This window comes from Streptomyces sp. NPDC002403, assembly GCF_053593015.1.
This window is the reverse complement of sequence record NZ_JBSFBQ010000056.1, coordinates 18,785-45,531: the sequence shown is the minus strand read 5'-3', so window position 1 is coordinate 45,531 and position 26,747 is coordinate 18,785. Positions and strand designations below refer to the sequence as shown.

The 26,747-nt window shown below is 71.7% G+C and carries 22 protein-coding genes and 1 riboswitch; of the genes, 16 read left to right on the top strand and 6 right to left on the bottom strand.

All coding sequences use genetic code 11. From position 1 onward, the window contains the following. Nucleotides 1-263: 263 nt before the first annotated feature. The 5 genes from ACWCPY_RS36185 (at nucleotide 264) to ACWCPY_RS36165 (ending at nucleotide 4,780) form a co-directional block, all read left to right on the top strand. Nucleotides 264-782, top strand: a complete 519-nt coding sequence (locus ACWCPY_RS36185; RefSeq protein ID WP_451272318.1) for a DUF1453 domain-containing protein — start codon at nucleotides 264-266, stop codon at nucleotides 780-782. Beyond that, nucleotides 779-1,942, top strand: coding sequence for a sensor histidine kinase (locus ACWCPY_RS36180; protein ID WP_451272316.1), 1,164 nt, complete (start codon nucleotides 779-781; stop codon nucleotides 1,940-1,942). Before ACWCPY_RS36185 ends, ACWCPY_RS36180 begins: the two co-directional genes overlap by 4 nt. Further along, on the top strand, nucleotides 1,939-2,616 hold the full coding sequence (locus tag ACWCPY_RS36175; RefSeq protein WP_451272314.1) for a response regulator transcription factor: 678 nt from the start codon (nucleotides 1,939-1,941) through the stop codon (nucleotides 2,614-2,616). Before ACWCPY_RS36180 ends, ACWCPY_RS36175 begins: the two co-directional genes overlap by 4 nt. Before the next feature lie 131 nt (nucleotides 2,617-2,747). Beyond that, a complete protein-coding gene (locus ACWCPY_RS36170) occupies nucleotides 2,748-3,191 on the top strand; it encodes a DUF485 domain-containing protein (RefSeq protein WP_451272322.1) in 444 nt (147 codons plus the stop codon). Further along, entirely contained in the window at nucleotides 3,188-4,780 is a 1,593-nt protein-coding gene (locus tag ACWCPY_RS36165) for a solute symporter family protein (RefSeq protein WP_451272312.1), read from the top strand. The genes ACWCPY_RS36170 and ACWCPY_RS36165 overlap by 4 nt, the downstream gene beginning before the upstream one ends. Before the next feature lie 33 nt (nucleotides 4,781-4,813). On the opposite strand, the gene ACWCPY_RS36160 is transcribed toward ACWCPY_RS36165, so the two are convergent. The 3 genes from ACWCPY_RS36160 to ACWCPY_RS36150 form a co-directional block, all read right to left on the bottom strand. Continuing rightward, complete coding sequence (locus ACWCPY_RS36160) at nucleotides 4,814-5,497, bottom strand: DUF7342 family protein (protein WP_451272310.1); 684 nt, start codon at nucleotides 5,495-5,497, stop codon at nucleotides 4,814-4,816. Further along, nucleotides 5,494-7,200, bottom strand: a complete 1,707-nt coding sequence (locus ACWCPY_RS36155) for a sensor histidine kinase (protein WP_451272308.1) — start codon at nucleotides 7,198-7,200, stop codon at nucleotides 5,494-5,496. The genes ACWCPY_RS36160 and ACWCPY_RS36155 overlap by 4 nt, the downstream gene beginning before the upstream one ends. A gap of 111 nt (nucleotides 7,201-7,311) precedes the next feature. Beyond that, nucleotides 7,312-8,616 carry a citrate/2-methylcitrate synthase gene (locus tag ACWCPY_RS36150; RefSeq protein WP_451272306.1) on the bottom strand — a complete coding sequence of 435 codons (1,305 nt, stop codon included), beginning with the start codon at nucleotides 8,614-8,616 and terminating at the stop codon, nucleotides 7,312-7,314. Between the two features lie 111 nt (nucleotides 8,617-8,727). Between ACWCPY_RS36150 and ACWCPY_RS36145 the strand changes: the two genes are divergently transcribed. Next, entirely contained in the window at nucleotides 8,728-9,888 is a 1,161-nt protein-coding gene (locus tag ACWCPY_RS36145; protein ID WP_451272304.1) for a citrate synthase/methylcitrate synthase, read from the top strand. 21 nt (nucleotides 9,889-9,909) lie between these two features. Beyond that, nucleotides 9,910-11,025 (top strand): CobW family GTP-binding protein, encoded by a 1,116-nt coding sequence (locus ACWCPY_RS36140; RefSeq protein ID WP_451272302.1) that lies wholly within the window; start codon nucleotides 9,910-9,912, stop codon nucleotides 11,023-11,025. Nucleotides 11,026-11,058: 33 nt separating this feature from the next. On the opposite strand, the gene ACWCPY_RS36135 is transcribed toward ACWCPY_RS36140, so the two are convergent. After that, complete coding sequence (locus tag ACWCPY_RS36135; protein WP_451272300.1) at nucleotides 11,059-13,509, bottom strand: DNA gyrase/topoisomerase IV subunit A; 2,451 nt, start codon at nucleotides 13,507-13,509, stop codon at nucleotides 11,059-11,061. 270 nt (nucleotides 13,510-13,779) lie between these two features. On the opposite strand from ACWCPY_RS36135, the gene ACWCPY_RS36130 reads away from it, so the two are divergent. The 4 genes from ACWCPY_RS36130 (at nucleotide 13,780) to ACWCPY_RS36115 (ending at nucleotide 18,750) form a co-directional block, all read left to right on the top strand. Next, nucleotides 13,780-15,153 carry a M16 family metallopeptidase gene (locus ACWCPY_RS36130; protein WP_451272298.1) on the top strand — a complete coding sequence of 458 codons (1,374 nt, stop codon included), beginning with the start codon at nucleotides 13,780-13,782 and terminating at the stop codon, nucleotides 15,151-15,153. Nucleotides 15,154-15,179: 26 nt separating this feature from the next. Continuing rightward, a complete protein-coding gene (locus tag ACWCPY_RS36125; protein ID WP_451272320.1) occupies nucleotides 15,180-16,562 on the top strand; it encodes a M16 family metallopeptidase in 1,383 nt (460 codons plus the stop codon). 277 nt (nucleotides 16,563-16,839) lie between these two features. Continuing rightward, nucleotides 16,840-17,006, top strand: a riboswitch (cyclic di-AMP (ydaO/yuaA leader). Nucleotides 17,007-17,019: 13 nt separating this feature from the next. After that, entirely contained in the window at nucleotides 17,020-17,823 is an 804-nt protein-coding gene (locus tag ACWCPY_RS36120) for a M23 family metallopeptidase (RefSeq protein WP_451272296.1), read from the top strand. 222 nt (nucleotides 17,824-18,045) lie between these two features. Then, on the top strand, nucleotides 18,046-18,750 hold the full coding sequence (locus tag ACWCPY_RS36115; protein ID WP_451272294.1) for a GntR family transcriptional regulator: 705 nt from the start codon (nucleotides 18,046-18,048) through the stop codon (nucleotides 18,748-18,750). 186 nt (nucleotides 18,751-18,936) lie between these two features. Here ACWCPY_RS36115 and ACWCPY_RS36110 read toward each other — a convergent pair whose 3' ends face one another. Continuing rightward, a complete protein-coding gene (locus ACWCPY_RS36110) occupies nucleotides 18,937-19,218 on the bottom strand; it encodes an HPr family phosphocarrier protein (protein WP_451272292.1) in 282 nt (93 codons plus the stop codon). 172 nt (nucleotides 19,219-19,390) lie between these two features. Between ACWCPY_RS36110 and ACWCPY_RS36105 the strand changes: the two genes are divergently transcribed. From ACWCPY_RS36105 to ACWCPY_RS36085, 5 genes are all read left to right on the top strand, one after another. Continuing rightward, nucleotides 19,391-22,258: a bifunctional acetate--CoA ligase family protein/GNAT family N-acetyltransferase gene (locus ACWCPY_RS36105; RefSeq protein ID WP_451272290.1), complete on the top strand. Its 2,868-nt coding sequence runs from the start codon at nucleotides 19,391-19,393 to the stop codon at nucleotides 22,256-22,258. A gap of 85 nt (nucleotides 22,259-22,343) precedes the next feature. After that, nucleotides 22,344-22,940, top strand: a complete 597-nt coding sequence (locus ACWCPY_RS36100) for a DUF5998 family protein (protein WP_329819355.1) — start codon at nucleotides 22,344-22,346, stop codon at nucleotides 22,938-22,940. Next, nucleotides 22,940-24,127 (top strand): alkaline phosphatase family protein, encoded by a 1,188-nt coding sequence (locus ACWCPY_RS36095; RefSeq protein ID WP_451272287.1) that lies wholly within the window; start codon nucleotides 22,940-22,942, stop codon nucleotides 24,125-24,127. Before ACWCPY_RS36100 ends, ACWCPY_RS36095 begins: the two co-directional genes overlap by 1 nt. A 58-nt stretch (nucleotides 24,128-24,185) precedes the next feature. Next, nucleotides 24,186-24,836: a thymidine kinase gene (locus ACWCPY_RS36090; protein WP_266427783.1), complete on the top strand. Its 651-nt coding sequence runs from the start codon at nucleotides 24,186-24,188 to the stop codon at nucleotides 24,834-24,836. Between the two features lie 34 nt (nucleotides 24,837-24,870). Continuing rightward, nucleotides 24,871-25,755, top strand: a complete 885-nt coding sequence (locus tag ACWCPY_RS36085) for a PaaX family transcriptional regulator (RefSeq protein ID WP_451272285.1) — start codon at nucleotides 24,871-24,873, stop codon at nucleotides 25,753-25,755. Between the two features lie 17 nt (nucleotides 25,756-25,772). On the opposite strand, the gene ACWCPY_RS36080 is transcribed toward ACWCPY_RS36085, so the two are convergent. Beyond that, entirely contained in the window at nucleotides 25,773-26,549 is a 777-nt protein-coding gene (locus tag ACWCPY_RS36080) for a VOC family protein (protein WP_451272283.1), read from the bottom strand. Nucleotides 26,550-26,747 lie beyond the last annotated feature (198 nt).

Here is a 26,747-nt window from a genome sequence, read left to right as displayed (position 1 = left end):
CGCCGGATCAACATCGGCGATCTGGAGGCGTCCGAGCAGGTCTTCGATCTGCTGATGGGCAACGAGGTGGCGCCGCGCAAGGAGTTCATCACCAGTTCCGCCGCCACCCTGGACCGCTCCCGCATCGACGTCTGAGCGAAGCTGTCTCCACCCGCGGGTGGAGACGGCTTCTCCACCCGCGATCAACCCCTGAGCCGATGTCCTGACCCGGCCGTTTCCGTAGCGTCGAAGGCGTTCAACCTTCCCGCACATCGGAGGCAGCCATGTCAGGACTCGTCAACGTCCTGGTGATCGGTGCAGTGATCACTGCCGTCGTCGTCCGCCAGTGCTCGGCACGGCAGATCTCGGACGACAGACGCTGGTGGATATTGCCAGGGGTCCTCCTCGTCCTGTCCGTGCGCGAGCCCGGACTCGTGGATCCGCGGCACGCGGCGCTGTCCATGGCGGTGCTGGGCGCGGAGCTGGCGGTGGGGTTCGTGACGGGCGCAGGCTGGGGCTGGACCACCCGGCTGTGGCGCGAGGCGGACGGCTCGCTGTGGAGCAAGGGCACCAGGGCCACTGTCTTCGTCTGGGCAGGGGGACTGGTGTTGCGAGCCGCCCTCTATGGGGCTGCCGCTCTGATGGGCATGCACCAGGGCAGCGCTGCGCTGCTGTCGGCCCTCGCGGTGACGCTGGCGGCGCGCGGCGGTGTGCTCATGTGGCGGGCCGGGCGGATGGACCCGGCGTACGGTGGCTCCGTCGGCGGGATGATGCCGCGGCCGGCGTGGAAGGACCGCGTGTGACGCGTACGACCTGGATCAGCTGGCCGTCCCGGGAAGCCCTGTCGGGGACCAGCCGTACGCGTCCGCGGAAGGTGATCACCTGGTCCATCCGGGCGGCCCTGCTCACCGCCATGCTCTGGGGCACATTCAGCGGAGGCCGGTTCGGGCCCTGGGAGATCGTGCTCGGGCTGGTGGGCGTACTGGGCTGTGCGTTCGCCGCGTGGGCTTTCTTCCGGACCAGCCTGGAGCACCGGCTGTGGCCGTCGCTCGGACTGCTGGCCCTGCTGATGCTGGCGGCGTTCGGGGCACAACAGGCCGGTGCCGATCTGCCCGCGCTGATCCTGTGGTGCGGCAGCGCGGTAGCCGCACTGGAGCGTCTACCGCTCACGGCGGGCCTCCCGGCCACAGCCGTCGCACTCGGCGCGTACGCCGTCGTCAACACCAACGGCTGGCTCTCCACGGCCATGTCCACAGTGGGTCTCTCGCTGGCCGGCTATGTGCTCCGGCTGGATGCCGAGGCGAGGGGTAACGCCCAGCGGCTCCTCGCGCAGGAGCGGGCGGCCCGCGCGGCGGAGGCCGAGACAGCTGCCCTGGATGAGCGGGCCAGGATCGCGCGGGAGATACACGATGTGCTCGCCCACAGCCTCTCCGCCCAGCTGGTACATCTGGAGGCGGCGCGGCTCCTGATCGAGCGGGAGCCCGCGGGGGAGTTCCGGGACCAGGTGCTGGAGCGGGTCGTGGCCGCACGTTCCATGGCGCGAGGGGGACTCGCGGAGACCCGCCAGGCTCTCTCCGCGCTCCGGGGCGAGGTCTCCCCGGTGGAGGACTTCCTGCGGCAGCTGACGGCCGCGGAGCCGGCGCAGGTCAGTGTGGCGGGGGAGCGGCGGACGCTGACCCCCGAGGCGTCGCAGACGGTCCGGAGAGTGGCTCAGGAGGCGCTGACGAATGTGCGCAAGCACGCACCGGGGGCCAGGGTTCTGGTGCGGCTGGAGTACCTGCCGGACGAAGTCGCCCTGGAGGTCAGGGACTCGGGGGGACACGGACCCGGGGGCGAGCTGTCCGGCAGCGGCTCCGGATACGGTCTGCTGGGGATGAGGGAACGGGCCGAGCTGATGGGCGGGACGCTGGAGGCCGGCCCCGGCGAGGAGGGTTTCGTGGTGAGTCTGCGGGTGCCCGCGTGAACGCGCGGGTGGTGGTCGCCGATGACCAGTCGGTGGTGCGTGAAGGGATCGTGATGCTGCTGGGGCTGCTGCCCGGGGTCGAGGTGGTCGGATCGGCGAAGGACGGCGAGGAGGCGGTGGCGCTCGTGGCCGAACTGGCCCCCGATGTCGTTCTGATGGATCTGCGGATGCCCCGGTGCGACGGGGCGGAGGCGACACGGCGGATCCGCAGGGACCATCCGGGGACCCAGGTGGTGGTGCTCACGACATTCGCGGACGACGACTCGCTCTTTCCCGCGCTGCAGGCCGGGGCCCGCGGCTATCTCACCAAGGACGCCGGGGGCGAAGAGATCGTGCGGGCCATCCAGGCCGTGCTGTCCGGCGAGGCGGGTCTCTCGCCGAGTGTGCAGCGCCGCCTGCTGGAGCGCGTGACCACGGGACCGCCGCCGCCCGCACCGGCGCCCGGGCCGCAGCTGCCCGACGGCCTGACGCCGCGTGAGCTGGAAGTGCTGGTGCTGATCGCGGAGGGCCTGTCCAATCCGGAGATCTCCCGCAGACTGCACATTTCGCAGGCCACCGTGAAGAGCCACATCAACAACCTCTTCGCCAAGACCGGAGTGCGTGACCGGGCGCAGGCCGTTCGTTATGCGTACGTTCGGGGCCTCGCACAGCCGCCCGGACCGACCGTCACCTGAAGAGGTGAAGACCGGCGAATGACGTGCCCGGGATCTTCCCGACCTGCCCATTCTTGGGTACACGGCCGAAGTGGTCCGTGGACAAGGGGAGTTGTTCCGTGGAGAAGGAAGCAGGGCGTGAGGCCGCAGCGATGCGACTCGACGACCCGTGGTACGACGCGCTGGCCTCCGGATGGGGCGAGCTGGACGGTACGGGGAGCTTCGCTCCCACCGGACCACCCGGGCCCGTGGACCCGCGGCGCGGCCACAGCGCGGCCGAGATCTATCTGGAGGTGCAGCGCAGCGAGGCATTTCAGGAAGTGCGACGCCGGTACCGGCGGTTCGTCGTCCCCGCCACCGTCGCCTTTCTCGTCTGGTATCTCGTCTATGTCGTCGCCGCGGTCACCGCACCCGGACTGATGGCCCGTCCGGTGGCGGGGGCGGTCAACGTCGCGATGGTCGCGGGACTCGGGCAGTTCCTCACAACCTTCCTTCTCACCGGGGCGTACGCGCGCCACGCACGGCTGCGCAGGGACCGGGCGGCGCTCGATCTGCGGTGGCGGACACAGGAGATGACGCGGGGGGCCGGGCGTTGAACGGGAACCACGAGACGCTGGCGCTTCTGCTGTTCAGCGCCTTCATCGCAGTCACGCTCGCCATCACCACCTGGGTGAGCCGCAACCGCCATGGTTCGGCGGAGGAGTTCTACGCGGGCGGCCGTCTGTTCTCCCCCATGGAGAACGGTTTCGCCATCGCGGGCGACTACATGTCCGCCGCGTCGTTCCTCGGCATCTCCGGTCTGATCGCCCTCTTCGGCTACGACGGCATGCTCTATTCGGTCGGCTTCCTCGTCGCCTGGCTCGTCGTCCTGCTGCTCGTCGCCGAACTGGTGCGCAACTGCGGCCGGTTCACGCTCGCCGATGTGGTGGCGGCGCGGATGGCCGAGCGTCCGGTCCGGATCGCGGCGGGCACTTCGTCCGTCACCGTCTCCGTGCTCTATCTGGTGGCACAGATGGTGGGCGCGGGCAGCCTGGTCGCTCTGCTTCTCGGCGGTACCAGCGGCGCCGCCCGCTCCTGGACGGTCATCGGTGTCGGGGCGCTCATGGTGATCTATGTGTCGCTCGGCGGGATGCGAGCCACCACCTGGATCCAGATCGTCAAGGCCGTTCTGCTGATGGCGGGAGCGCTCGTGCTCACCGTTCTCGTCCTGGTCCGCTTCCACGGCGACTTCAATGCCCTGCTCGACTCCGCCGCCGAACGGAGCGGCCACGGTAGCCGGTTCCTCGCGCCTGGGCTCCGGTACGGCGGTACGTGGACCGCCCGCATCGACTTCATCAGCCTGGGGCTGGCCCTGGTGCTCGGTACGGCCGGGCTGCCGCACATCCTGTCGCGGTTCTACACCGTGCCCACCGCCCGTGCGGCCCGCCGTTCGGTGGTCTGGTCGATCGGGCTCATCGGCAGCTTCTACCTGATGACAGTCGCGCTCGGATTCGGGGCAGCAGCCCTGGTCGGCTCGGCCGAGGTAAGGGCGTCGAACGCCGCGGGGAACACCGCGGTGCCGCTGCTGGCCCTGGTGCTCGGCGGCGGTGAGGGGTCCACCGGAGGGACGATCCTGTTCGCCGTGGTCGCCGCAGTCGCCTTCGCCACCATCCTCGCCGTCGTCGCGGGCATCACGCTCGCCTCGTCCGCCTCCGTGGCCCACGACCTCTACGCCTCGCTCAGGCGCCCCGGCGCCAAGCAGTACAGCGAGGTCGCCGTGGCCAGGGTGGCGGCGGCGGCGATCGGGGTGGCCGCCATCGGGCTCGGCCTGGTCGCCCAGGACCTGAATGTGGCGTTCCTGGTGGGACTCGCCTTCGCCGTCGCCGCCTCGGCCAACCTGCCGGTGCTCCTGTACTCCCTGTTCTGGCGGAACTTCACCACCAGGGGAGCGGTCTGGTCCGTCTACGGCGGGCTGATCCCCGCAGTGCTGTTGGTGCTGCTCTCCCCGGTCGTCTCCGGCAGCCCCGACTCGTTCTTCCCGGGCGTCGATTTCCAGCTCTTCCCGCTGGAGAACCCCGGCCTGGTCTCCATCCCTCTGGGTTTCCTGGCCGGCTGGGCCGGAACGGTCACCTCCACCGATCCGCCGGACGAGGCCAAGCACGCGGAGACCGAGGTCCGCGCGCTGACCGGGGCGGGTGCGGTGTAGCCCGGCGCCGGGGCACCGTACGGACGGGGCAGGTCAGGCCTGCCCGCCGGTGGACCAGGTGTAGCGGTGTTCCGGGCGGCCCGTCTCGCCGTACCGCAGCGTCAGCCGCACCCTGCCGGTCCTTTCCAGCAGCTTCAGATAGCGCTGGGCGGTCTGCCTGCTCATGCCGGCGCTCTCCGCGATCTCCTGCGCGGAGAGCGGCCCGTCCGCGCTCCGGAGTGCCTGCCTGACCAGTTCCGCCGTGGTCGGTGAGTGCCCCTTGGGCAGATCGGGTTCGCCCGCCGCCCACAGGGCGCCGAAGAGCCTGTCCACCTCGCCCTGTTCGGCCTCGCCGCCGCGTTCCAGGGTGTGGCGCAGTGCCGCGTACGCCTCCAGCTTGGTGCGCAGCCCCGCGTATGCGAACGGCTTCACCAGGTACTGGAGTGCGCCGTGGCGCATGGCCTCCTGCACGGTGGCGACGTCCCGCGCCGCCGTCACCATGATCACGTCGGTGTGGTGGCCGAGCCCGCGCAGCTCCCGCACCATGGACAGGCCGTTGCGTTCGGGCATGTAGTGGTCCAGCAGCACCAGGTCCACGCGACGGCTCTCGATCGTGGCGAGGGCCTCGGCGGCGGAGTGCGCCTGGGCGGTCACCCGGAATCCCGGCACCCTGGAGACATAGGCCGCGTTGACCTTCGCGACCCGGATGTCGTCGTCCACGACCAGGACCTCGATCACTGAGCTTCTCCCACGGTGCCGCTGTTCGGTTCGGTCACTTCGGGTTCCGTCGCTTCCGGTCGTTCCGTGCCCGGCTCCGTCAGTCCCGGGTCGGCAAGGGCCTCCGGCAGGACGACGGTGAACTCGGCGCCGCCGTCCGCGGCCCCGTCGACGGCGACGCTGCCACCCTGCCGTTCCGCCAGCCGCCGCACCAGTGCGAGACCCAGGCCGCGCTTGCCGTGCGCCGGGATCTCCTTCGTCGACCAGCCCTCCGTGAAGACGGACTCGCGTTGCGCGGGCGGAACCCCGGGGCCGTTGTCGCGGACCCGCAGCACCACCGTACGGCCCTCGGCGCGCAGGCCCACCTCCACGAGCGCGCCGTCCGCCCCGGCGGCCGCGTCCAGCGCGTTGTCCACGAGGTTGCCCACGACCGTGACCAGCCCGCGCGGGTCCACCAGCCGGTCCGGCAGCAGCGTCCCCGGGGCCATGCGCAGCGCGACACCGCGCTCCGCCGCCACGGTCGCCTTGCCGACCAGGAGCGCGGCCAGCAGCGGATCGTGCACCTTCTCGGTGACCTGTTCGGCGGTCGCCCGCTGGACGCCCACGATCTCGGTGACGTACTCCATGGCGTCCTCGTGCATGTCCAGTTCCAGCAGCCCCAGGAGGGTGTGCATCCGGTTGGCGTGCTCGTGGTCCTGGGCCCGCAGCGCGTCGATCAGGCCGCGCGTCGAGTCGAGCTCGCGGCCGAGGCGTTCGAGTTCGGTGCGGTCGCGGAGGGTGGCGACGGCGCCGCCGTCGTCGGTCGGCATCCGGTTGGCCAGCAGGACGCGGGTTCCCTGCACCGTCAGCAGATCGTCGCCGAGCACCCGGCCCGCCAGCACATCGGCGGTCCGCCCCGCACCGAGCACGGTGTCCAGCGGACGCCCCGCGGCGTCCGGACCGAGCCCGAGCAGCCGCTGCGCCTCATCGTTCAGCAGCCGTATCCTGCCCGTCCGGTCGAGCGCGACGACCCCCTCCCTGATGCCGTGGAGCATTGCCTCGCGCTCGGTCAGCAGCGCGGAGATGTCGGAGAACGCGAGATCGTGGGTCTGCCGCTGGAGACGCCGGGAGATCAGATAGGCGGCCAGCGCCCCGACGGCGAGCGCGCCGCCCGCGTAGGCGAACAGCCCGGGTATCGCGGCGAGGAGCCGGGCGCGGACGCTGTCGTAGGCGATTCCGACGGAGACGGCGCCCACGACGTGCTGCGCCTCGTCGCGCAGCGGCACCTTCCCGCGGGCCGAGCGGCCGAGCGTCCCGCTGTCGATCTCCATGACGTTCCGGCCGGCGAGTGCGTCGCTCGGGTCGGTGGAGACGACCTTGCCGATCTCGTCGGTGTCGGTGTGCGACCAGCGCACCCCGCGCCGGTCCATGACGACGACGTACTCGGCGCCGGTGGCACGCCTGACCCGCTCGGCCGCGGACTGCACGGGGCCGGTGGGGGACGGGTCGGTGGCGAGCAGCTTCTCGGTGAGCTGTGGCTGGGCCGCCGTGCTCTGCGCGATGGCCAGGGCGCGGCGCATCGCCTGGTCGTCGAGCTGGGCGCTGAGGGGCGCCAGGAAGAGGCCGGTGGCGAGCACGGTGACGCCGGTCGCGACGGCCAGCTGCATCAGCAGGACCTGGGAGAAGACCCGCTGGGGCCAGCCGAGCCGGCGTGCTCTCCTGGCGGTGGGCGGTGGGGCGCTCATCGTATGAACGGTAAGGGGCATTCCGGTGCTTTCCGAAATTCCCTTCGCTCAGCCGGTGCTTGATCGCGCCCGGTCGCGCCCGCTCGGGCACCGGCCGTCCGTCGAGGCGGTTCACCCCGTGGCGGTGGGCAGCGGCTGAGGCGGACGAGGGCCGCTGTACTGGCCGCTGGGGCGCATCCGCAGTGGCCGTTCCCCGTACTCCTCCAGGGCATGGGCGATCCAGCCGGCCGTGCGGGACACCGCGAACACCGTCTCACCGGCCTCGGCGGACATGCCGCAGGAGACCGAGAGCACGGCCAGCGCCAGGTCGACATTGGCGTGCAGCGGAGCGTGCCGGGCCGTCGTGGTGACCACGTCGCGTGCCGCGGCGAGCGCCTCGGCCGCCTGCGGCATCCGGTCGAGCAGGGCGAACAGCGCCCGCGCCCGCGGATCCTCGGAGGTGTAGAGCCGGTGGCCGAGACCGGGCACCCGGCGTCCGGTGCGGAGGTGGTCCGCGACCACCGGGGCTGCCGAGCCCCGTTCCAGGACCTCGGCCAGCATCCGGTGCGCCAGCCCGCTCGCCGCCCCGTGCAGCGGGCCCTCCAGGACGCCGAGGCCGGCGGAGACCACCGCGTACGGATGGGCATGGGCGGACGCGGCGACCCGGGCGGCCAGTGTCGACGCCGCGAGGTCGTGGTCGATCAGCAGGGCGAGGGCGGCGTCCAGCGCGGCGACCGACGGCTCGTCGGCCGGGCGGGCAGTGAGCTTCGGCCACAGCTGCCGGGCCAGCCGGGCGCCGCTCGTCTCCGGCGCAGCCTCGGCCCCGCCGGCCGCCGACGGGGCACCCGTCGCGACGGGCAGCGCACCGACCAGGGTCGGAACGAGGCTCCGTGCGGCGGCGAGCACCGCCTCGCGCGAGAGGTCGAAGCGGAGCGGGTCGGCCGTCGCCGCGGCGACCACCGCCACGCGCAGCCGGTCCGTCGAGCCGCTGTGCGCGGGCAGCGCGTCGACCGCGCGGCGCGCCGCGGCCAGCGCCTCGACCGGGGCCGTGAAGCGGATGCCGGGCCGCAGCCCGCCGGTCCAGAGCCACTCGGCGACCTCTTCGTAGGCGTACCGCCGGGCCAGCTCGGTCGCGTCGACACCACGGAAGTAGTAGCGGTCGCCCTCGATCAGCGTGACGCCGGTACGGACGGCCAGATCACCGGTGGCGGGGGAGGGGGCCCTGCGGCCGGTACGCCGGGCGAGCGCGTCGATCTCCGCAGCGTCGAACGTGCTGCCGCGTCCGCCCGGGGCGCGTCTGCTGCTCAGCTGGCCGCGGCTGACGTACGCGTACAGGGTCTCGGGCTTCACCCCGAGACGCCCGGCCGCCTCCCGGGTGTTCAGCCGCTGCGGAGCCGTTGCTTCCGGACCGTCGTCGGGCGCTGCTTGATCCTTCATGCCGCCCACCGTATCCATGTTGATTCAATCAATATTGACAGGATTGAAGTCAATCATAGATGGTCGAAATCAATATCGATGAGATCCATCGGGACGCTCACGGAGGAAGAGATGCCGACCATGACCAGCGGAACCCCGCTCGACGTACCCCGAGGCCTCGCGGGCGTCGTCGTCACCGACACGGCCCTCGGTGACGTCCGGGGGCGCGAGGGCTTCTACCACTACCGGCAGTACTCGGCGATCGAACTCGCGCGGACCCGCAGCTTCGAGGATGTCTGGTACCTGATGTCCGAAGGCACGCTGCCCGACGCCGCGGCCCGCGCCGAATTCGCCACCCGCACCGCCGCTCTGCGCCGGCTCCCCGCCGAGGTGCGCGAGGCGCTGCCCGCCATAGCGCGGGCGGGATCCGTCTCCGGACCCCTGGCCGGCCTGCGTACCGCCCTCTCGCTCCTCGGCGCCTCGGCCGGCTTCCGGCCGGTGTACGACATCGACACCGGCCGGCGCCGCGCCGACGCACTGGCCGCCTGCGCCGCCGTCCCCACCGTGCTCACCGCCCTGCACAGGCTCGGCCGGGGCCTCGAACCGGTCGAGCCGCGCGACGACCTGCCCCACGCGGCCAACTACCTCTACATGCTCACCGGCTCCGTGCCGGACGCCGCGCGCGTCAGGGCCGTGGAGCAGTACCTGATCTCCACCGTCGACCACGGTTTCAACGCCTCGACGTTCACCGGTCGCGTCGTCGCCTCCACCGGCGCCGACGTGGCGGCCTGCCTGGTGGCGGCCGTGGGCGCGCTCTCCGGACCGCTGCACGGCGGAGCGCCCAGCCGGGCACTCGACACCCTGGACGCCATCGGCACCCCCGAGCGCATCGACGGCTGGATCCGCGAACGAGTGCTCGCGGGCGAGCGGATCATGGGTTTCGGGCACCCCGTCTACCGCACCGAGGACCCCCGCTCACGGATGCTGCGGGACATCGCCCAGGGCTTCGGCGGCCCGCTCGTCGACTTCGCCGTCGAGGTCGAGCGCCAGGTCGAGGCGATCCTCGCCGAGCTCAAGCCCGGGCGGGAACTGCACACCAACGTGGAGTTCTACGCCGGAGTCGTCATGGAGCTGTGCGGGCTGCCGCGCGAGATGTTCACGCCGACGTTCTGCGCGGCGAGGGTGGTCGGCTGGAGCGCCAATATCCTGGAGCAGGCGGAGGACTCGAAGATCATCCGCCCGGCGGCCCGTTACGTCGGTACACCCCCGCCGCAGCCGGTCCCCATGCCCTGAGGTCCCCGAGAGAGGTCTCCGTTGAACCCGTCGTCCCCGCCCCGCAAGCAGCAGATCCCGGTCATCGTCCTTGCGGGGTTTTTGGGATCGGGCAAGACGACACTGCTCAACCACCTGCTGCACAACCGCGCCGGAAACCGGATCGGCGTGATCGTCAACGACTTCGGCGCCATCGAGATCGACGCCATGACGGTCTCGGGACAGGTCGGCTCCACCGTCTCGCTGGGCAACGGCTGCCTGTGCTGCGCGGTCGACGCGAGCGAACTCGACACCTTCCTGGAGACGCTCACCGGGCCCGCCGCCCGCCTCGATGTGATCGTCATCGAGGCCAGCGGACTGGCCGAACCGCAGGAACTCGTCCGTATGCTCCTGGCCAGCGACAATCCGCACATCGTGTACGGGGGACTGGTCGAGGTCGTCGACGCCGCCGAGTTCGACGCCACCCGGGAGCGCCATCCGGAGATCGACCGCCATCTCGCCGTCGCCGACCTCGTCGTGCTGAACAAGACCGACCGGGTCGGGAGCGAGGAACAGGCCCGCGTCCGGGACGCCGTCGCCGCGGCGGGGGCGCTCGGCGGCGGGGCGCCGGCCGTCATCAGCGCCACGTACGGACGCGTCGACCCCGAGCTGCTCTTCGACCCGGCACTGCGGCCGGACAGCGAGGAGAAGGCCCGTCAGCTCACCTTCGAGGACCTGCTCCTGGCGGAGCGGGAAGAGGAAGAGGGCGACGCCGGACACGCCCACCACCTCCACGCCGCTTACGACAGCGTGTCCTTCGCCTCGGACGTGCCCATGAACCCCCGCCGTCTGATGGAGTTCCTCGACTCCCGGCCACAGGGCCTCTACCGGATCAAGGGATTCGTCGACTTCGGCATGGGCGACCGGGCCAACAGGTATGTCCTGCACGCGGTCGGCAGGTTCCTGCGGTTCGATCCGCAGCCCTGGAAGCGCGACGAGCCGCGCCGGACCCAGCTGGTGCTGATCGGTTCGGGCATCGCCCCTCAGGCCCTGCACAAGGAGCTGGCCGACTGCCGCGAGAACACCGCGCCGGGACCGGACACGGCACAGGACGCCGCACATGAGCGAAGCATGTGGGGCGTCCTGCGGTACGTACAACGGCCCGGCGACGACGCGTAGGCCCTTCCCGCCATGCGCCGCCCGGCCGAACCGCTACACCGGGCCGGCGATCACGGCGACCGGCTTGGCCAGCGGCGTCCCCGAACCGTCGCGCCGCGGGTCCGGCTCGGGCAGCTCGCTCGGCGTGCCGTTCTGCTGCGCGGCGCGGGCGGGCGTCGCACCCGCCCAGCCGAACACCAGGACGTCCTCTCCCTTGAGGAACCGCTGACAGCGCACCCCACCGGTCGCCCGGCCCTTGCGCGGGTACTGGTCGAACGGGGTGAGCTTGCACGTCAGCACCGAGTCGTCGAGCGTGCCGTGCGAGCCCGCGACCGTGAACACCACCGCGTCCACCGCCGGGTCCACCGCGGTGAACGAGATCACCTCGGCGTCCGCCGCGAGCTTGACCCCCGCCATGCCACCGGCGGGCCGGCCCTGCGGCCGCACCTGGGCCGCCGGGTAGCGCAGCAGCTGGGCGTCGGAGGTGATGAAGACCAGATCCTCCTCGCCGGTCCGCAGCTCGGCGGCGCCGACGATCCGGTCACCGTCCTTGAGGGCGATGACCTCCAGCTCGTCCTTGTTGGCCGGGTAATCCGGCACCACGCGCTTGACGACCCCCTGAAGGGTGCCGACCGCCAGGCCGGGGGAGGCCTCGTCGAGCGTGGTGAGGCAGATGACGGACTCGTCGCTCTCCAGCGTGAGGAACTCGGCGACCATCGCCCCGCCCGAGAGATTGGGCGCCGCGTGGGTGTCCGGCAGCTGGGGCAGATCGATCACCGAGAGCCGCAGCAGCCTCCCCCCCGACGTCACCACGCCCACGTCGCCGCGGGCCGTCGCCGGCACGGCCGACACGATCGCATCGTGTTTGGAGCGCTTGGCGTCCTCGGCGAGAACGATCGGCTCGTCGTTGGCGGTACGGGCCAGCAGACCGGTCGAGGACAGCAGCACCCGGCACGGGTCGTCCGCGACCTCCAGCGGAACCGAGGCCACCTGCGAACCGGCCGACTCCAGCAGCACCGTACGCCGGTCCGTGCCGAACTTCTTGGCGACCGCCGCCAGCTCGGCGGAGACCAGCTTGCGCAGCTCGGTGTCCGATTCGAGGATCCTGGTCAGCTCGTCGATCTCGCCGGTGAGCCGGTCCCGCTCGCTCTCCAGCTCGATCCGGTCGAACCGGGTGAGCCGGCGCAGCGGGGTGTCCAGGATGTACTGCGTCTGGATCTCGCTCAGCGAGAAGTGCTCGATGAGCCGCTCCTTCGCCTGTGCCGAATTGTCACTGGACCGGATGATCCGGATGACCTCGTCGATGTCGATCAGCGCGACGAGCAGACCCTCGACCAGGTGCAGCCGGTCGCGCCGCTTGCCCCGGCGGAACTCGCTGCGCCGGCGCACCACGTCGAAGCGGTGGTCGAGATAGACCTCCAGGAGCTCCTTGAGCCCCAGCGTGAGCGGCTGCCCGTCGACCAGCGCCACGTTGTTGATGCCGAAGGACTCCTCCATCGGCGTCAGCTTGTAGAGCTGCTCCAGCACGGCTTCCGGCACGAAGCCGTTCTTCACCTCGATGACCAGGCGCAGGCCGTGCTCGCGGTCGGTCAGGTCCTTCACGTCCGCGATGCCCTGGAGCTTCTTCGCCGAGACCAGGTCCTTGATCTTGGCGATCACCTTCTCCGGTCCTACGGCGAAGGGCAGTTCGGTGACGACCAGGCCCTTGCGACGGGCCGTCACGTTCTCCACCGAGACGGTCGCACGGATCTTGAACGTGCCGCGGCCGCGGGCGTACGCGTCCTTGATGCCGCCCAGGCCCACGATCCGGCCACCGGTGGGCAGATCGGGACCCGGCACGAACCGCATCAGGGTCTCCAGGTCCGCGCCCGGATGCTTGATCAGATGGCGGGCGGCGGCGATGACCTCGCCCAGGTTGTGCGGCGGCATGTTGGTCGCCATGCCGACCGCGATCCCGGACGAACCGTTGACCAGGAGGTTCGGGTACGCGGCGGGGAGAACGGTCGGTTCCGTCTCCTGGCCGTCGTAGTTCGACTGGAAGGTGACGGTGTCCTCGTCGATCGACTCCGTCATCAGGGACGTCGCGTCGGCCATCCGGCACTCGGTGTACCGCATGGCGGCCGGCGGGTCGTCGTTTCCGAGCGAGCCGAAGTTGCCGTGGCCGTCGACCAGGGGGAGCCGCATCGAGAACGGCTGCGCCAGACGGACCAGCGCGTCGTAGATCGATGCGTCCCCGTGCGGGTGCAACTTACCCATGACCTCGCCGACGACGCGGGCGCACTTCACGAAGCCGCGGTCGGGGCGCAGGCCCATCTCGTTCATCTGGTAGACGATGCGGCGGTGCACCGGCTTCATGCCGTCGCGGGCGTCGGGCAGGGCCCGCGAGTAGATCACCGAGTACGCGTACTCGAGGAAGGAGCCCTGCATTTCGTCGACGACGTCGATGTCGAGGATCTTCTCCTCGAAGTCGTCCGGCGGCGGGGTCTTCGTGCTGCGGCGGGCCATCGCTGCTGCGACTCCTTCACGGATTCTGTTCGGGCAACCTCAGGTTCTGACGCGGACCATTGTGGACCGCCGCACTGACATCGCCGACCTCGACCCGTCCCAAGGGGTGTTCCCGGCCCCGTGCGGGGCGCTTTTCCGCCCCGTCGCGCGGGGGATGCGCCCCCCTTTCACGCGAACTTCCGCGGTATGGGAACTTCGCCAGGTGTCCGTGCGCTTGCTTAAGGTGGCAGGTCTCGCAGGAAATCCAGTATCGCGATCGAAGGGACGTACATGCCCATGGGTCACACGGCCACCGCTCAGGCCGGCTCCGGCGGCTTGACAGCGACCGAGCACCGCCTGGCCAACGGCCTGCGCGTGGTGCTCTCCGAGGACCATCTGACCCCGGTCGCCGCGGTCTGCCTCTGGTACGACGTCGGTTCGCGCCACGAGGTCAGGGGGCGCACAGGTCTGGCTCACCTCTTCGAGCACCTGATGTTCCAGGGGTCCGGCCAGGTCAAGGGGAACGGCCACTTCGAGCTGGTGCAGGGGGCCGGCGGTTCGCTCAACGGGACCACCAGCTTCGAACGCACCAACTACTTCGAGACCATGCCCACGCACCAGCTGGAGCTGGCCCTGTGGCTCGAGGCCGACCGCATGGGCTCGCTGCTCGCCGCGCTCGACGAGGAGTCGATGGAGAACCAGCGCGACGTCGTCAAGAACGAGCGCCGCCAGCGCTACGACAACGTCCCCTACGGCACGGCGTTCGAGAAGCTGACGGCACTGGCCTACCCCGAGGGTCACCCGTACCACCACACCCCGATCGGCTCCATGGCCGACCTGGACGCCGCGACCCTCGAGGACGCCCGAACCTTCTTCCGTACGTACTACGCGCCCAACAACGCGGTGCTCTCGGTCGTCGGCGACATCGACCCCGAGCAGACCCTCGCCTGGATCGAGAAGTACTTCGGTTCCATCCCCTCCCACGACGGCAAGCAGCCGCCGCGCGACGGCTCGCTCCCCGAGATCATCGGCGAACAGCTGCGCGAGGAGGTGCGCGAGGAGGTCCCGGCGCGGGCTCTGATGGCCGCCTACCGGCTGCCGCACGACGGCACCCGCGAGTGCGACGCGGCGGACCTCGCGCTGACCGTGCTCGGCGGCGGCGAGTCCTCGCGGCTGCACAACCGCCTGGTCCGCCGTGACCGTACGGCCGTGGCGGCCGGGTTCGGGCTGCTGCGGCTGGCCGGTGCGCCCTCGCTGGGCTGGCTGGACGTCAAGACGTCCGGCGGTGTCGAGGTGCCGCAGATCGAGGCCGCGGTCGACGAGGAGCTCGCCCGGTTCGCCGCCGAGGGGCCCACGCCCGAGGAAATGGAACGCGCGCAGGCCCAGTTGGAGCGCGAATGGCTGGACCGGCTCGGTACGGTCGCCGGCCGCGCCGACGAACTGTGCCGGTTCGCCGTGCTGTTCGGCGACCCGCAGCTCGCCCTGACCGCCGTGCAGCGGGTGCTCGACGTCAGCGCGGAGGAGGTCCAGGCGGCCGCCAAGGCCCAGCTGCGCCCCGACAACCGGGCGGTGCTGGTCTACGAGCCGGTCGAATCGGCCGAGCCCGCGGACACCGACGAGACCGACGCCGACGAGACCGACGCGCACGAAGGAGCGGGCAAGTGACCGACGCTGCCGCGACTGGAGTTTCGATGCAGTACCACCCGCAGCCGGCCCCCGGTGTGGCCCGGCCCTGGGCCTTCCCCGCGCCGGAGCGGGGCGCCCTGCCCAACGGCCTCACGGTGCTGCGCTGCCACCGTCCCGGCCAGCAGGTCGTGGCGGTCGAGATCTTCCTCGACGCCCCGCTGGACGCCGAGCCCGAAGGCCTCGACGGCGTGGCCACGATCATGTCGCGGGCGCTGTCCGAGGGCACCGACAAGCACACCGCCGAGGAGTTCGCCGCCGAGCTGGAGCGCTGCGGCGCCACCCTCGACGCGCACGCCGACCACCCCGGCGTCCGGGTCTCCCTGGAGGTCCCGGCCTCCCGGCTGGCCAAGGCGCTCGCGCTGGTCGCCGAGGCGCTGCGGGCGCCGGCCTTCGCCGACAGCGAGGTCGAGCGGCTGGTGCGCAACCGACTCGACGAGATCCCGCACGAGCAGGCCAACCCGGCCCGCCGCGCCGCCAAGCAGCTCTCCAAGGAGCTCTTCCCGGCCGCGGCGCGGATGTCGCGCCCGCGCCAGGGCACCGAGGAGACGGTGGAGCGGATCGACGCTGCGGCCGTGCGCGCCTTCTTCGACGCCCACGTCCGGCCGTCCGCGGCGACCGCCGTGGTCGTCGGTGACCTCACCGGGATCGACCTGGACGCCCTGCTCGCCGACACCCTCGGCGACTGGTCGGGAGAGGCCGCCGAGCCCCGTCCCGCCCCGCCGATCACCGCCGACGACACCGGCCGGGTGGTGATCGTCGACCGTCCGGGCGCGGTGCAGACACAGCTGCTGATCGGCCGGATCGGCGCCGACCGGCACGACAGCGTGTGGCCGGCCCAGGTGCTCGGCACGTACTGCCTGGGCGGCACGCTCACCTCCCGCCTCGACCGGGTGCTGCGTGAGGAGAAGGGTTACACCTACGGCGTACGGGCCTTCGCCCAGGTGCTGCGGTCGTCGGCCCCGGACTCCGTCTCGGGCGCGACCGGCGCCGCGATGCTGGCCATCAGTGGCTCGGTCGACACGGAGTCCACCGAGCCCGCGCTCAAGGATCTGTGGACGGTCCTGCGGACGCTGGCGGCCGAGGGGCTGACCGACGAGGAGCGCGAGACGGCGGTGCAGAACCTCGTGGGGGTCGCGCCGCTGAAGTTCGAGACGGCGGCCTCCGTCGCGGGCACCCTCGCCGACCAGGTCGAGCAGCACCTCCCCGACGACTACCAGGCGCAGCTGTACGCCCGGCTCGCGGAGACCGGCACGGTCGAGGCGACCGCGGCCGTCGTCAACGCCTTCCCGGGTGACCGGCTGGTGACGATCCTCGTCGGCGACGCGGCACGGATCGAGGAGCCCGTCCGGGCCCTGGGCATCGGAGAGGTGTCGGTGGTCACCGGCTGACGACCGGCGCCGTCCCACCGGCACCGGCCGATCGGGGCGATCCGCACACCGCCCGACATCGGGACAGCAGGTACATCGCCGCATATCGGGACAGAGGGAAGGTCTCTGCGAGCAGGATCTCGCCGAGACCTTCCCTTTTGTCCGTTCTGACACGGAGGTTGCCTGTCTGCCCTGTGGGATGCGCTACAAAACGCCCTGTCCGTTTGGTGAATGAAAGTGGCCCCGCTTAGCGTCGGCTCGGCTGTCCGTCACTCGTATGCCGCATCCGCGACGTACCGGGCAGCCATCGCCGAGTCCCCGTCAGGCGCGAGCCTGGGGAGCCGGGGACCCACGCAGTCCCTGGGGTGAATCGGATGCCTGAGCCCGGATGGGGTCGGGGCGTCCGTAGGAGACCTTCCTGCTCCGAACCCGTCAGCTAACCCGGTAGGCGAGAAGGAAGGAAAGGATCAGCCACTCCATGGCGTTCACCCGTGCCACCGGGAAGCACCGTGCCCCGAGCCGACTGACGCGCACGAGCGCGAAGGCGGTCGGTGTCGCGGCTCTGGCCACCACCGGCGTCATCGGCGGCCTGGCCGCTCCCGCCCTCGCCGCGGACTCCGGGACCCCCTCCGTGAGCGACACCGGCCTCGGCCAGGTCATCGCCATCGACAAGACCCTTGCCGACCGGATCGACGCCCAGGCCGACGCGCAGCAGCACCAGGCCGACGCGGCGGCGAAGGCGAAGGCGGAGGCCCAGCGGAAGGCCGAGGCCAAGAAGAAGGCCGAAGCGAAGGCCAAGGCGGACGCCGAGCGCGCCGCCGAGGCCCGCGCCGAGAAGGCGCGCGCCGCCCGGTCCGCCGAGCGCACCCGGCTGGGCGCCTTCCAGATCCCGGTCGCCGGTTCGTACGTCACCACCGGTTACAAGTCCAGCGGCTCGCTCTGGTCCTCCGGCAGCCACTCCGGCATCGACTTCCACGCCGCCTCCGGCAGCTCCGTGGTCGCCGTCGGCGCCGGTACGGTCGTCGAGGCCGGCTGGGGCGGCGCGTACGGCAACAACATCGTGCTCCGGATGACGGACGGCACGTACACCCAGTACGGGCACCTCTCCTCGATCGGCGTCTCCGTCGGCCAGAGCGTCGGCGCGGGCCAGCGGATCGGCCTCTCCGGCTCGACCGGCAACTCCACCGGGCCGCACCTCCACTTCGAGGCCCGGACGACACCGTCGTACGGCTCCGACATGGACCCGGTCGCGTATCTGCGCGCCCACGGCGTCAACGTCTGACCGACGCGCCGTCGCAGCACCCCGTCGAAGGCCCCGGCAGCATGCCGGGGCCTTCGGCATGCCCGCCGCACGGCCATGGGCGACGACCCGCCGAACCGCCCCGTGACCAAAAGATATTCATGAATTTCCGCCCGGCATCGGAAATGCGGCCGCATTGCAATAGAGTCACGGAACAGGCGTCGGCCGGCCGCGATTCGCGGGGATTGAGGCGGAGGTTCGGACATGCGCATTCCAGCGCATTCGGTATGCACGGCAATCCGCGACGACATCGTCTCCGGTGTCTTCGAACGCGGCAGTCGTCTCACGGAGGAGCTGCTGGCCCGCCGTTACGGGGTCTCCCGTGTCCCGGTGCGGGAGGCGCTGCGCACCCTGGAGTCCGAGGGCTTCGTGGTCACCCGCCGGCACGCGGGCGCCTGCGTCGCCGAGCCCACCGAGCTGGAGGTGGCCGACCTCCTGGAGGTCCGGACGCTGCTGGAGCCGCTGGGTGCCGCACGGGCCGCGCAACGCCGCACCGAGGCCCACCTCAAGGTGCTGCGCGGCCTCGTGCGGCTCGGCCAGGACCGGGCCAGGCGGGGCGAGAGCGAGGACCTGCGCTCACTGGGCGACTGGTTCCACGAGACGCTGGCGCAGGCCTCCGGCAGCCCCGGTCTGATCGCGCTGCTCACCCAGCTGCGGCACAAGACCGCGTGGATGTACGCGGTCGACCGGCCGGCCCGCCCGGTGGATTCCTGGGCCGAGCACGGGGCCATCGTGGACGCGGTGGCACGCGGCGACGCGGAGCGGGCCAGGACGCTGGCCGCCCATCACGCGGAGCGGGCCGCGGCCGCGCACCGCCTGCGCCGCACCGACCGGCCGCCCGCCGTTCCCCGGACCGGCCGGGTGAGGAGCTCGCAACACCCCGTAAACACCGCGGGAATCCGGAATTAACGATTTCCCCGTATACAAAGAGATGTGATTTCGTGGGGCGCTATTCCGCCTCGCCCCGCATCGGCGCGCAGTGATTTCGCTTGCCTGCGTGCCGGAATTCCGCATGTCGTCCGGGAGGTCGGTTCCGGAAAAAGAAAGAGCCGCAGCTCCGGTTCAGGGTGCCGCGGCTCTCTCGGGAAGGATGTTTCAGACGGTCTCCGGGAGCTCCTCGAGCCCCTCGGCGACCAGCTTCGCCAGACGGTCCAGGGCGGCCTCGGAGTCGGCGGCCTCGGAGGCGAGCACGATCTCCTCGCCACCCTGGGCGCCGAGGCCGAGGACCGCGAGCATGGAGGCGGCGTTCACCGGGTTGCCGTCGGCCTTGGAGATCGTCACGGGGACGCCGGAGGCCGTGGCGGCACGGACGAATATGGAAGCGGGGCGGGCGTGCAGGCCCTCGGCCCAACCGACGTTGACGCGGCGCTCAGCCATGGTTCTGCCCTTCACGAATCAACAGTTGTCTAGACCAGTCTCTCACGCGGTGCGCAGTGCTCCGCCCGACCCCGGGAACGCCCGCGATGCCCGGGGTACCGCCGATCGGCCCTCCCAGACTGCCCCGGCCCCGATCCCTACGCGACCGCTGGCCGAGCCGTAGTCTTTGCCCATGCAGCCCGCGCAGGAGCAGAGTCCGCATCATGCTTATCCCGACCACTGGGAAGCGGACGTGGTGCTCCGCGACGGAGGTACCGCGCGCATCAGGCCCATCACCGCGGACGACGCCGAGCGGCTGGTCAGCTTCTACGAGCAGGTCTCCGACGAGTCGAAGTACTACCGGTTCTTCGCCCCGTACCCCCGGCTGTCCGACCGGGACGTGCACCGCTTCACCCACCACGACTACGTCGACCGGGTGGGGCTCGCCGTCACGGTCGGCGGCGAGTTCATCGCGACCGTCCGCTACGACCGGATCGACGAGCGCGGCAGGCCCGCCTCGGCACCCGCCGACGAGGCCGAGGTGGCCTTCCTCGTCCAGGACGCGCACCAGGGCCGCGGCGTCGCCTCCGCGCTCCTCGAACACATCGCGGCCGTCGCCCGCGAGCGCGGGATCCGCCGCTTCGCCGCCGAGGTGCTGCCCGCCAACACCAAGATGATCAAGGTGTTCCGGGACGCCGGATACACCCAGCAGCGCAGCTTCGAGGACGGCTCCGTCCATCTCACCCTGGACCTCGAACCGACCGCCGAGTCCCTCGCCGTCCAGCGCGGTCGTGAGCAGCGGGCGGAGGCGCGGTCCGTGCAACGCCTGCTGGCGCCCGGCTCCGTCGCCGTCATCGGGGCCGGCCGGACCCCCGGCGGCGTCGGCCGCACGGTCCTGCGCAACCTCCTCGGCGCCGGCTTCACCGGCCGTACGTACGCCGTGAACCGCGCCTTCGACGCCGGCCTGGCCACGGTCGACGGCGTGCCCGCCCACCGCTCGATCGGCGAGATCGGCGAACCGGTCGACCTCGCGGTCGTCGCCGTCCCCGCCGACCGGGTACCGGAGGCCGTCGCGGACTGCGGCGAACACGGCGTCCAGGGCCTGGTCGTCCTCTCCGCCGGATACGCCGAATGGGGCGCCGAGGGCCGCGACCGGCAGCGCGAACTGGTCCGGCAGGCCCGCTCGTACGGAATGCGGATCATCGGCCCGAACGCCTTCGGCCTGATCAACAACGCCGAAACGGTTCGGCTGAACGCCTCGCTCGCCCCCGAGCCGCCCGCCCCGGGCCGCATCGGCCTCTTCACCCAGTCCGGCGCGATCGGCATCGCGCTGCTCTCCGGGCTCTACCGTCGCGGCGCGGGCCTGTCCACCTTCATCTCCGCGGGCAACCGCGCCGACATCTCCGGCAACGACTTCCTCCAGTACTGGTACGAGGACCCCGACACCGACGTCGCCCTGCTCTACCTCGAATCGCTCGGCAACCCCCGCAAGTTCACCCGCCTCGCGCGGCGCACCGCGGCGGTCAAGCCGGTCGTCGTGGTGAAGGGCGCCCGGCACAGCGGCTCCACCCCGCCCGGCCACGCGGTGCCGATCAGCCGTATCCCGGACGCGACGGTCTCGGCGCTCATGCGCCAGGCCGGCGTGATCCGGGTCGACACGGTGACGGAGATGGTCGACGCGGGCCTCCTACTCGCCGACCAGCCGCTGCCGGCAGGCCCCCGGGTCGCGATCCTCGGCAACTCCGAATCGCTCGGCCTCCTCACGTACGACGCCTGCCTCGCCGAGGGACTGCGCCCGCGCCCGCCCCTGGACCTCACCACCGCCGCCACCCCGCAGGACTTCCGGACCGCCCTGGCCGAGGCCCTCGCCGACGACAGTTGCGACTCGGTGGTCGTGACGGCCATCCCGTGGGTCGGCGAGGACGGCGAGGCGGAGGCGGGTGACGGAGAGGTGCTCGCGGCCGCGCTGCACACGGCCGCCGCCGCGGGGCCGGCCAAGCCGGTCGCCGTCGTCCACGTCGAGATCGGCGGGCTGGCGGAGGCCCTCGCCGCGGCCACCAGCACGGTCGCGCAGCCGCGCCCTGCGGCTCCGCCCGCCCCGGAAGCGCGTACCGGAGCCACCACCCCGCCCGACCCCGACCCCGGCCCAGCCGCCCCCCTCACCGGTGCCCCCGGCACCCGCCTCGGCCGGATCCCCGCCTACCCCGCCGCCGAACGGGCGGTGCGTGCCCTGGCCGAAGCGGTGCGGTACGCCCAGTGGCGACGCCAGGCCGCCGCGCCCGGCAAGGTACCCGAGTTCCTCGACGACACCATCGACGAAACGGGCGCCGCCGAGCTCATCGACACCCTCCTCGGCCCCGACCCCGACCCGCGGGGCCGGCCGCTCGCCCACGAGGAGGCACGCGAACTCCTGGGCCGCTACGGCATCACCGTACGGCCGACGCTCCCGGCGCCCGACCCGGACACCGCAGTCGCCGCAGCGGCTCTGCTCGGCTACCCCGTGGCGCTCAAGACCACCGCGCCCCACCTGCGCCACCGGGCCGATCTCGGCGGTGTCCGGCTCGACCTCGCCAACGAGGCCGCGTTGCGCCGGGCGTACGGCGAACTGACCGACCTGCTCGGCAAGCCGGCCGAGCTCAGGCCCGTCGTCCAGGCCATGGCCCCGCGCGGCGTCGACACCGTCGTACGGGCCACGATCGACCCGGCGGCGGGCGCCGTCCTGTCCTTCGGGCTCGCGGGAGCGCCCTCCGAACTCCTCGGCGACACCGCCCACCGCCTCGTCCCGGCCACCGACCGCGACGCCGCCGAGCTGATCCGGTCCATCCGGGCGGCCCCGGTGCTGTTCGGCTGGCGAGGCGCGGCGCCCGTGGACACCGCGGCCCTCGAAGAGCTGCTGCTACGGGTCTCCCGGCTGGTCGACGACCACCCCGAGGTGGTGTCCGTCGCCCTGGAGCCCGTGGTGGTCGCCACCCAGGGGCTGACCGTGCTCGGCGCGAGCGTCCGCCTCTCGCCGCCCCCGCCCCGCACCGATCTCGGCCCCCGCCGCCTGCCCAACTACTGACCGGGGCGCCGTCACGTCCCAGGGCCCCCTCCGCCCTGCCGCACAACGTCCCCGGCAGTCATCCGGCCCCCGTAGGATGGTCCTCATGGCAAAGACCGGTACGACGACCCAGGGGCTGCGCGCGGCGATCGAGCGCAGCGGCTACTACCCGGCCCTCGTGGCCGAGGCGGTGGAGGCCGCTGTGGGCGGTGAGCCGGTCGCTTCGTACCTGGTGCACCAGGAGACCACGTTCGACTCCAACGAGGTGCGCCGCCATGTCACGGTCCTGGTCCTGACGGACAACCGTTTCATCGTCAGCCACACCGACGAGCAGAACGCCGACACCAGCTCCCCGTCCCCGTACGCCACCACGTCCACGGAGTCGGTCAAGCTCGACCGGATCTCCTCGGTCGTGGTCAGCCGGGTCGTGGCCAACCCGGAGAAGTACGTGCCGGGCACGCTGCCCCGCGAGGTCGTCCTCACCATCGGCTGGGGCGCGGTCTCCCGGATCGACCTGGAGCCGGCCGCCTGCGGCGACCCCAACTGCGAGGCCGACCACGGCTACACCGGCAATTCCACCGCCGACGACCTGAGCCTGCGGGTCAGCGAGGCCGGCGACGGCCCGGACACGGTGCGCCAGACCCTCGCCTTCGCCCAGGCGCTCTCCGAGGCCACGGCGGCGACCGCGGCGACCGGCCGCTGATGGCACAGCCGGCCTGGCAGGAGTACGACCCGCTCGCTGTCGAGAGTGCCCCGGTCCCGGAGTACGGCAGCGGATCGCTCTCGGACCTGCTGCCCACGCTCGTCGCCGGACAGGGTGTGCCCGGCTTCACCGCGGCGATCCCCGAACTCACCCCCGCCGACCGGAACTGCGTGTTCCTGATCGACGGCCTGGGCTGGGAGCAGATCAAGGCCCACCCCGACGAGGCACCGTTTCTGCACTCGCTGCTCCCCACCTCGCGCGGTGGCACCGGCCGCCCGATAACGGCGGGCTTCCCGGCCACCACGGCCACCTCGCTGGCCTCGGTGGGTACCGGGCTCCCGCCCGGGGAGCACGGTCTGCCCGGCTACACCGCCCGCAATCCGGAGACCGGCGAGCTGATGAACCAGCTCCGCTGGAACCCCTGGACCCCGCCGAAGGTCTGGCAGCCGTACCCCACCGTCTTCGAACTCGCCGACGCCGCGGGCGTGCGCACCGCCCAGGTCTCCGCCCCCGCCTTCGAGCAGACCCCGCTCACCAAGGTCGCGCTCAGCGGCGGCTCGTTCCTGGGCAGGCTGTCCGGCGAGGAGCGGATGGACACCGCCGCCCAACGGCTCGCCGCGGGCGACCGGTCGCTCGTCTACACGTACTACAGCGAGGTCGACGGCAAGGGCCATCGCTTCGGTGTCAACTCCGACGCCTGGCGCGGACAGCTGATGTACGTGGACGGACTGGCCCGGCGCCTGGCCGAACAGCTCCCGCCCCGCTCGGCGCTGTACATCACCGCCGACCACGGCATGATCGACATCCCGTTCGACGAGCAGTCCCGGATCGACTTCGACGAGGACTGGGAGCTGCGCGCGGGCGTCGCCCTGCTCGGCGGCGAGGGCCGGGCCCGTCATGTGTACGCCGTCCCGGGAGCCGAGAACGACGTGCTGACCGTCTGGCGGGAGGTGCTCGGCGAGCAGTTCTGGGTGGCGAGCAGGGACGAGGCGATCGCGGCCGGCTGGTTCGGCCCGAAGATCGACGAGCGTGTGCACGGCAGGATCGGCGATGTCGTCGCGGCGGCCCACGACGACGTGGTGATCACCGCCTCCGTCAATGAGCCGCACGAGTCCGCGATGGTCGGCATGCACGGCTCGATGACCCCCGTCGAGCAGCTCGTCCCGCTCCTCGAAGTACGCTCGTAACCGCGTTTTCCCGACCGGCCACTGATTCCCCTCCCGCCCGAAAGGTGCTCAGCCCCTCATGCCCGAGCTTGTGTTCTTCTCCGGAACGATGGACTGCGGAAAGAGCACACTGGCGCTGCAGATCGGCCACAACCGTTCGGCACGCGGTCTGCAAGGTGTGATCTTCACCCGTGACGACCGGGCGGGGGAGGGCAAGCTCTCCTCGCGTCTGGGGCTGGTCACCGAGGCCGTCGAGGCCGATGAGGGCATGGATCTGTACGCCCATCTCGTCGACCGGATAAGCCGGGGCGGCCGGGCTGACTACGTGATCGTGGACGAGGCGCAGTTCCTGGCCCCCGTCCAGATCGACCAGCTCGCGCGCATCGTCGACGACCTCGACATGGACGTCTTCGCGTTCGGTATCACCACCGACTTCCGGACCAAGCTGTTCCCAGGGTCCCAGCGGCTGATCGAGCTCGCCGACCGGGTCGAGACGCTCCAGGTCGAAGCGCTCTGCTGGTGCGGCGCGCGGGCCACGCACAACGCCCGGACGGTCGGCGGCGAGATGGTCGTCGAAGGCGCCCAGGTGGTCGTGGGCGACGTCAACCAGCAGGCGGGCGAGGTCGGTTACGAGGTGCTGTGCCGGCGCCACCACCAGCGCAGGACGACCAGCGCGAGCGCCCGCGCGGGCGCGCTGTCGCCGGACGTGCTGCCCGTCACCTCCGTCTGAGCCGCCCGGTCGGCGCTGTGCGCGGCTGCTTAGGATGACGCCTGTGAACACGGTGAGCGCAGAAGAGTCCGGGTCCGGACCGGGCCCGCTGGGCAAGGTGCAGCCCAGGCAGCTGATCGTGACCGTCTACGGACTGTACGCGCGCGACACCGACGGCTGGATGTCGGTGGCCTCACTGATCCAGCTCCTCGCCGACCTCGACGTCGAGGCGCCGACCGTACGCTCCTGCGTCTCACGGCTGAAGCGGGCCGGACTGCTGGAGGCCCAGTCGGTGTCCGGAGCGGCCGGATACCGGATCTCGCCCGAGACCGAGCGGATACTGCGCGACGGCGATCCGCGCATCTTCTCGGCCCGGAGGGCCACCGTGGACGAGGGCTGGGTACTGGTCGTCTTCTCGGTGCCCGAGTCCGAACGCGCCAGGCGGCACACCCTGCGCACCCAGCTCACCCGGCTCGGTTTCGGGTCCGTGTCCGCCGGTGTGTGGATCGCTCCCGGACATGTGCACGACGAAGCGGAGTCCATGCTCGCCAGGCACGGACTGCGCTCGTACGCCGACCTCTTCCGGGCCGACTACCTGTCGGCCGGTGGTGGCGGCGACGCCGAGGAACTCGCCGCGAAGGTCCGCTCCTGGTGGGACACCGACCGGCTGCAGCGGCTGTACGTCGAATTCCTCGCCGCGCACCGCCCGGTGGCCGGACTGATCGCGAGCGGAGCTCCGGTGACGGACCGCCAGGCGTTCGCGACGTACATCGGGGTCCTCACCGACTGGCGCCGGCTGGTCTACCTCGACCCCGGGGTCGCGCGTGAACTACTGCCAGGGGAATGGAGCGGAACCCACGCCTCCGAGCTCTTCGACGAGATGCACGCGCGGCTGGCCGGACCCGCCCATCGGCATGTCGAGCGGGTCCGGGGACGCTGACGCCCCCGCCGGACGGCTCAGCGGGTGTCGGAGTGGACGATCGTGAACGCCGCGCCCTCCGGGTCCGCCACGGTCGCCACCCGGCCGCTCGACCCCTCCCGGGGCGGCTGCAGGATGTAGCCGCCGAGCTCCACCACGCGCCGGGCCGCCTCGTCGGTGTCGGCGACCTCGAAGTACGTCATCCAGTGCGGGCCCCGGTCGCGCGGCAGGGCGTGGCCGACGCCGTGCAGCGAGGCCACCGGCCGGCCCTCCAGATGCAGGGTCTGGTAGTCGAAGTCGGCCGAGACGACCGCCTCCGCCTCGTAGCCGAAAACCGTCTGGTAGAACTTGCAGACCGTCGCGGTCTCGCGGGTCACCAGCTCGTTCCACACCGGGGTGCCGGCAGCCCCGGCGAGCGCCGTGCCGATGTGCGCGGCGGCCTGCCAGACCCCGAAGACCGCGCCGCTGGGGTCGGAGGCGATGGCGAGCCGGCCCGCCTCGCCCGCGTCGAGCGGTCCCACGGCGACCGTGCCACCGCAGGACCGGATGGTCTCCGCCGTGAGATCCACGTCGTCGCTGGCCAGATAGGTCGTCCAGGCGACCGGCAGGTGCCGTTCGGGCGGCAGCTGGCCGATGCCCGCCACCACCTTCCCGTCGATCGTCGCCCGGACGTACGGACCCAGCTGGTCCGGACCCGGCACGAATTCCCAGCCGAACAGATCGGCGTAGAAGTCCTGGGTCGTGCTCAGGCCGTGCACGATCAGACTCACCCAGCAGGGTGTTCCGGGCGTACGCGGAACGGCAGCCTCGGTCATCGTCACTCTCTCCTCGGACCATCGGGGTGGCCGTACGGGGGATCGGGGCCGGCGTGCCGTCGCGCGGTACGGGATGTGTACGCCCCGTGCAGATGCTTGCACCACTTGGCGCACGAAGTGCTCCGGCCGCGCCGCACTTTCCGGGATCTCGACGGAGCGAGGCCGGTTTGGTGCGGTGCGTCCGTTTCGGTGGTGTCA

Bases quoted from the DNA above. Each gene is read 5' to 3' on its own strand.
- ACWCPY_RS36185 (WP_451272318.1), top strand. From the start codon at position 264: ATGTCAGGACTCGTCAACGTCCTGGTGATCGGTGCAGTGATCACTGCC.
- ACWCPY_RS36170 (WP_451272322.1), top strand. From the start codon at position 2,748: ATGCGACTCGACGACCCGTGGTACGACGCGCTGGCCTCCGGATGGGGC.
- ACWCPY_RS36155 (WP_451272308.1), bottom strand. From the start codon at position 7,200: ATGAGCGCCCCACCGCCCACCGCCAGGAGAGCACGCCGGCTCGGCTGG.
- ACWCPY_RS36150 (WP_451272306.1), bottom strand. From the start codon at position 8,616: ATGAAGGATCAAGCAGCGCCCGACGACGGTCCGGAAGCAACGGCTCCG.
- ACWCPY_RS36145 (WP_451272304.1), top strand. From the start codon at position 8,728: ATGCCGACCATGACCAGCGGAACCCCGCTCGACGTACCCCGAGGCCTC.
- ACWCPY_RS36135 (WP_451272300.1), bottom strand. From the start codon at position 13,509: ATGGCCCGCCGCAGCACGAAGACCCCGCCGCCGGACGACTTCGAGGAG.
- ACWCPY_RS36130 (WP_451272298.1), top strand. From the start codon at position 13,780: ATGCCCATGGGTCACACGGCCACCGCTCAGGCCGGCTCCGGCGGCTTG.
- ACWCPY_RS36125 (WP_451272320.1), top strand. From the start codon at position 15,180: ATGCAGTACCACCCGCAGCCGGCCCCCGGTGTGGCCCGGCCCTGGGCC.
- ACWCPY_RS36120 (WP_451272296.1), top strand. From the start codon at position 17,020: ATGGCGTTCACCCGTGCCACCGGGAAGCACCGTGCCCCGAGCCGACTG.
- ACWCPY_RS36115 (WP_451272294.1), top strand. From the start codon at position 18,046: ATGCGCATTCCAGCGCATTCGGTATGCACGGCAATCCGCGACGACATC.
- ACWCPY_RS36110 (WP_451272292.1), bottom strand. From the start codon at position 19,218: ATGGCTGAGCGCCGCGTCAACGTCGGTTGGGCCGAGGGCCTGCACGCC.
- ACWCPY_RS36105 (WP_451272290.1), top strand. From the start codon at position 19,391: ATGCAGCCCGCGCAGGAGCAGAGTCCGCATCATGCTTATCCCGACCAC.
- ACWCPY_RS36100 (WP_329819355.1), top strand. From the start codon at position 22,344: ATGGCAAAGACCGGTACGACGACCCAGGGGCTGCGCGCGGCGATCGAG.
- ACWCPY_RS36095 (WP_451272287.1), top strand. From the start codon at position 22,940: ATGGCACAGCCGGCCTGGCAGGAGTACGACCCGCTCGCTGTCGAGAGT.
- ACWCPY_RS36090 (WP_266427783.1), top strand. From the start codon at position 24,186: ATGCCCGAGCTTGTGTTCTTCTCCGGAACGATGGACTGCGGAAAGAGC.
- ACWCPY_RS36085 (WP_451272285.1), top strand. From the start codon at position 24,871: ATGACGCCTGTGAACACGGTGAGCGCAGAAGAGTCCGGGTCCGGACCG.
- ACWCPY_RS36080 (WP_451272283.1), bottom strand. From the start codon at position 26,549: ATGACCGAGGCTGCCGTTCCGCGTACGCCCGGAACACCCTGCTGGGTG.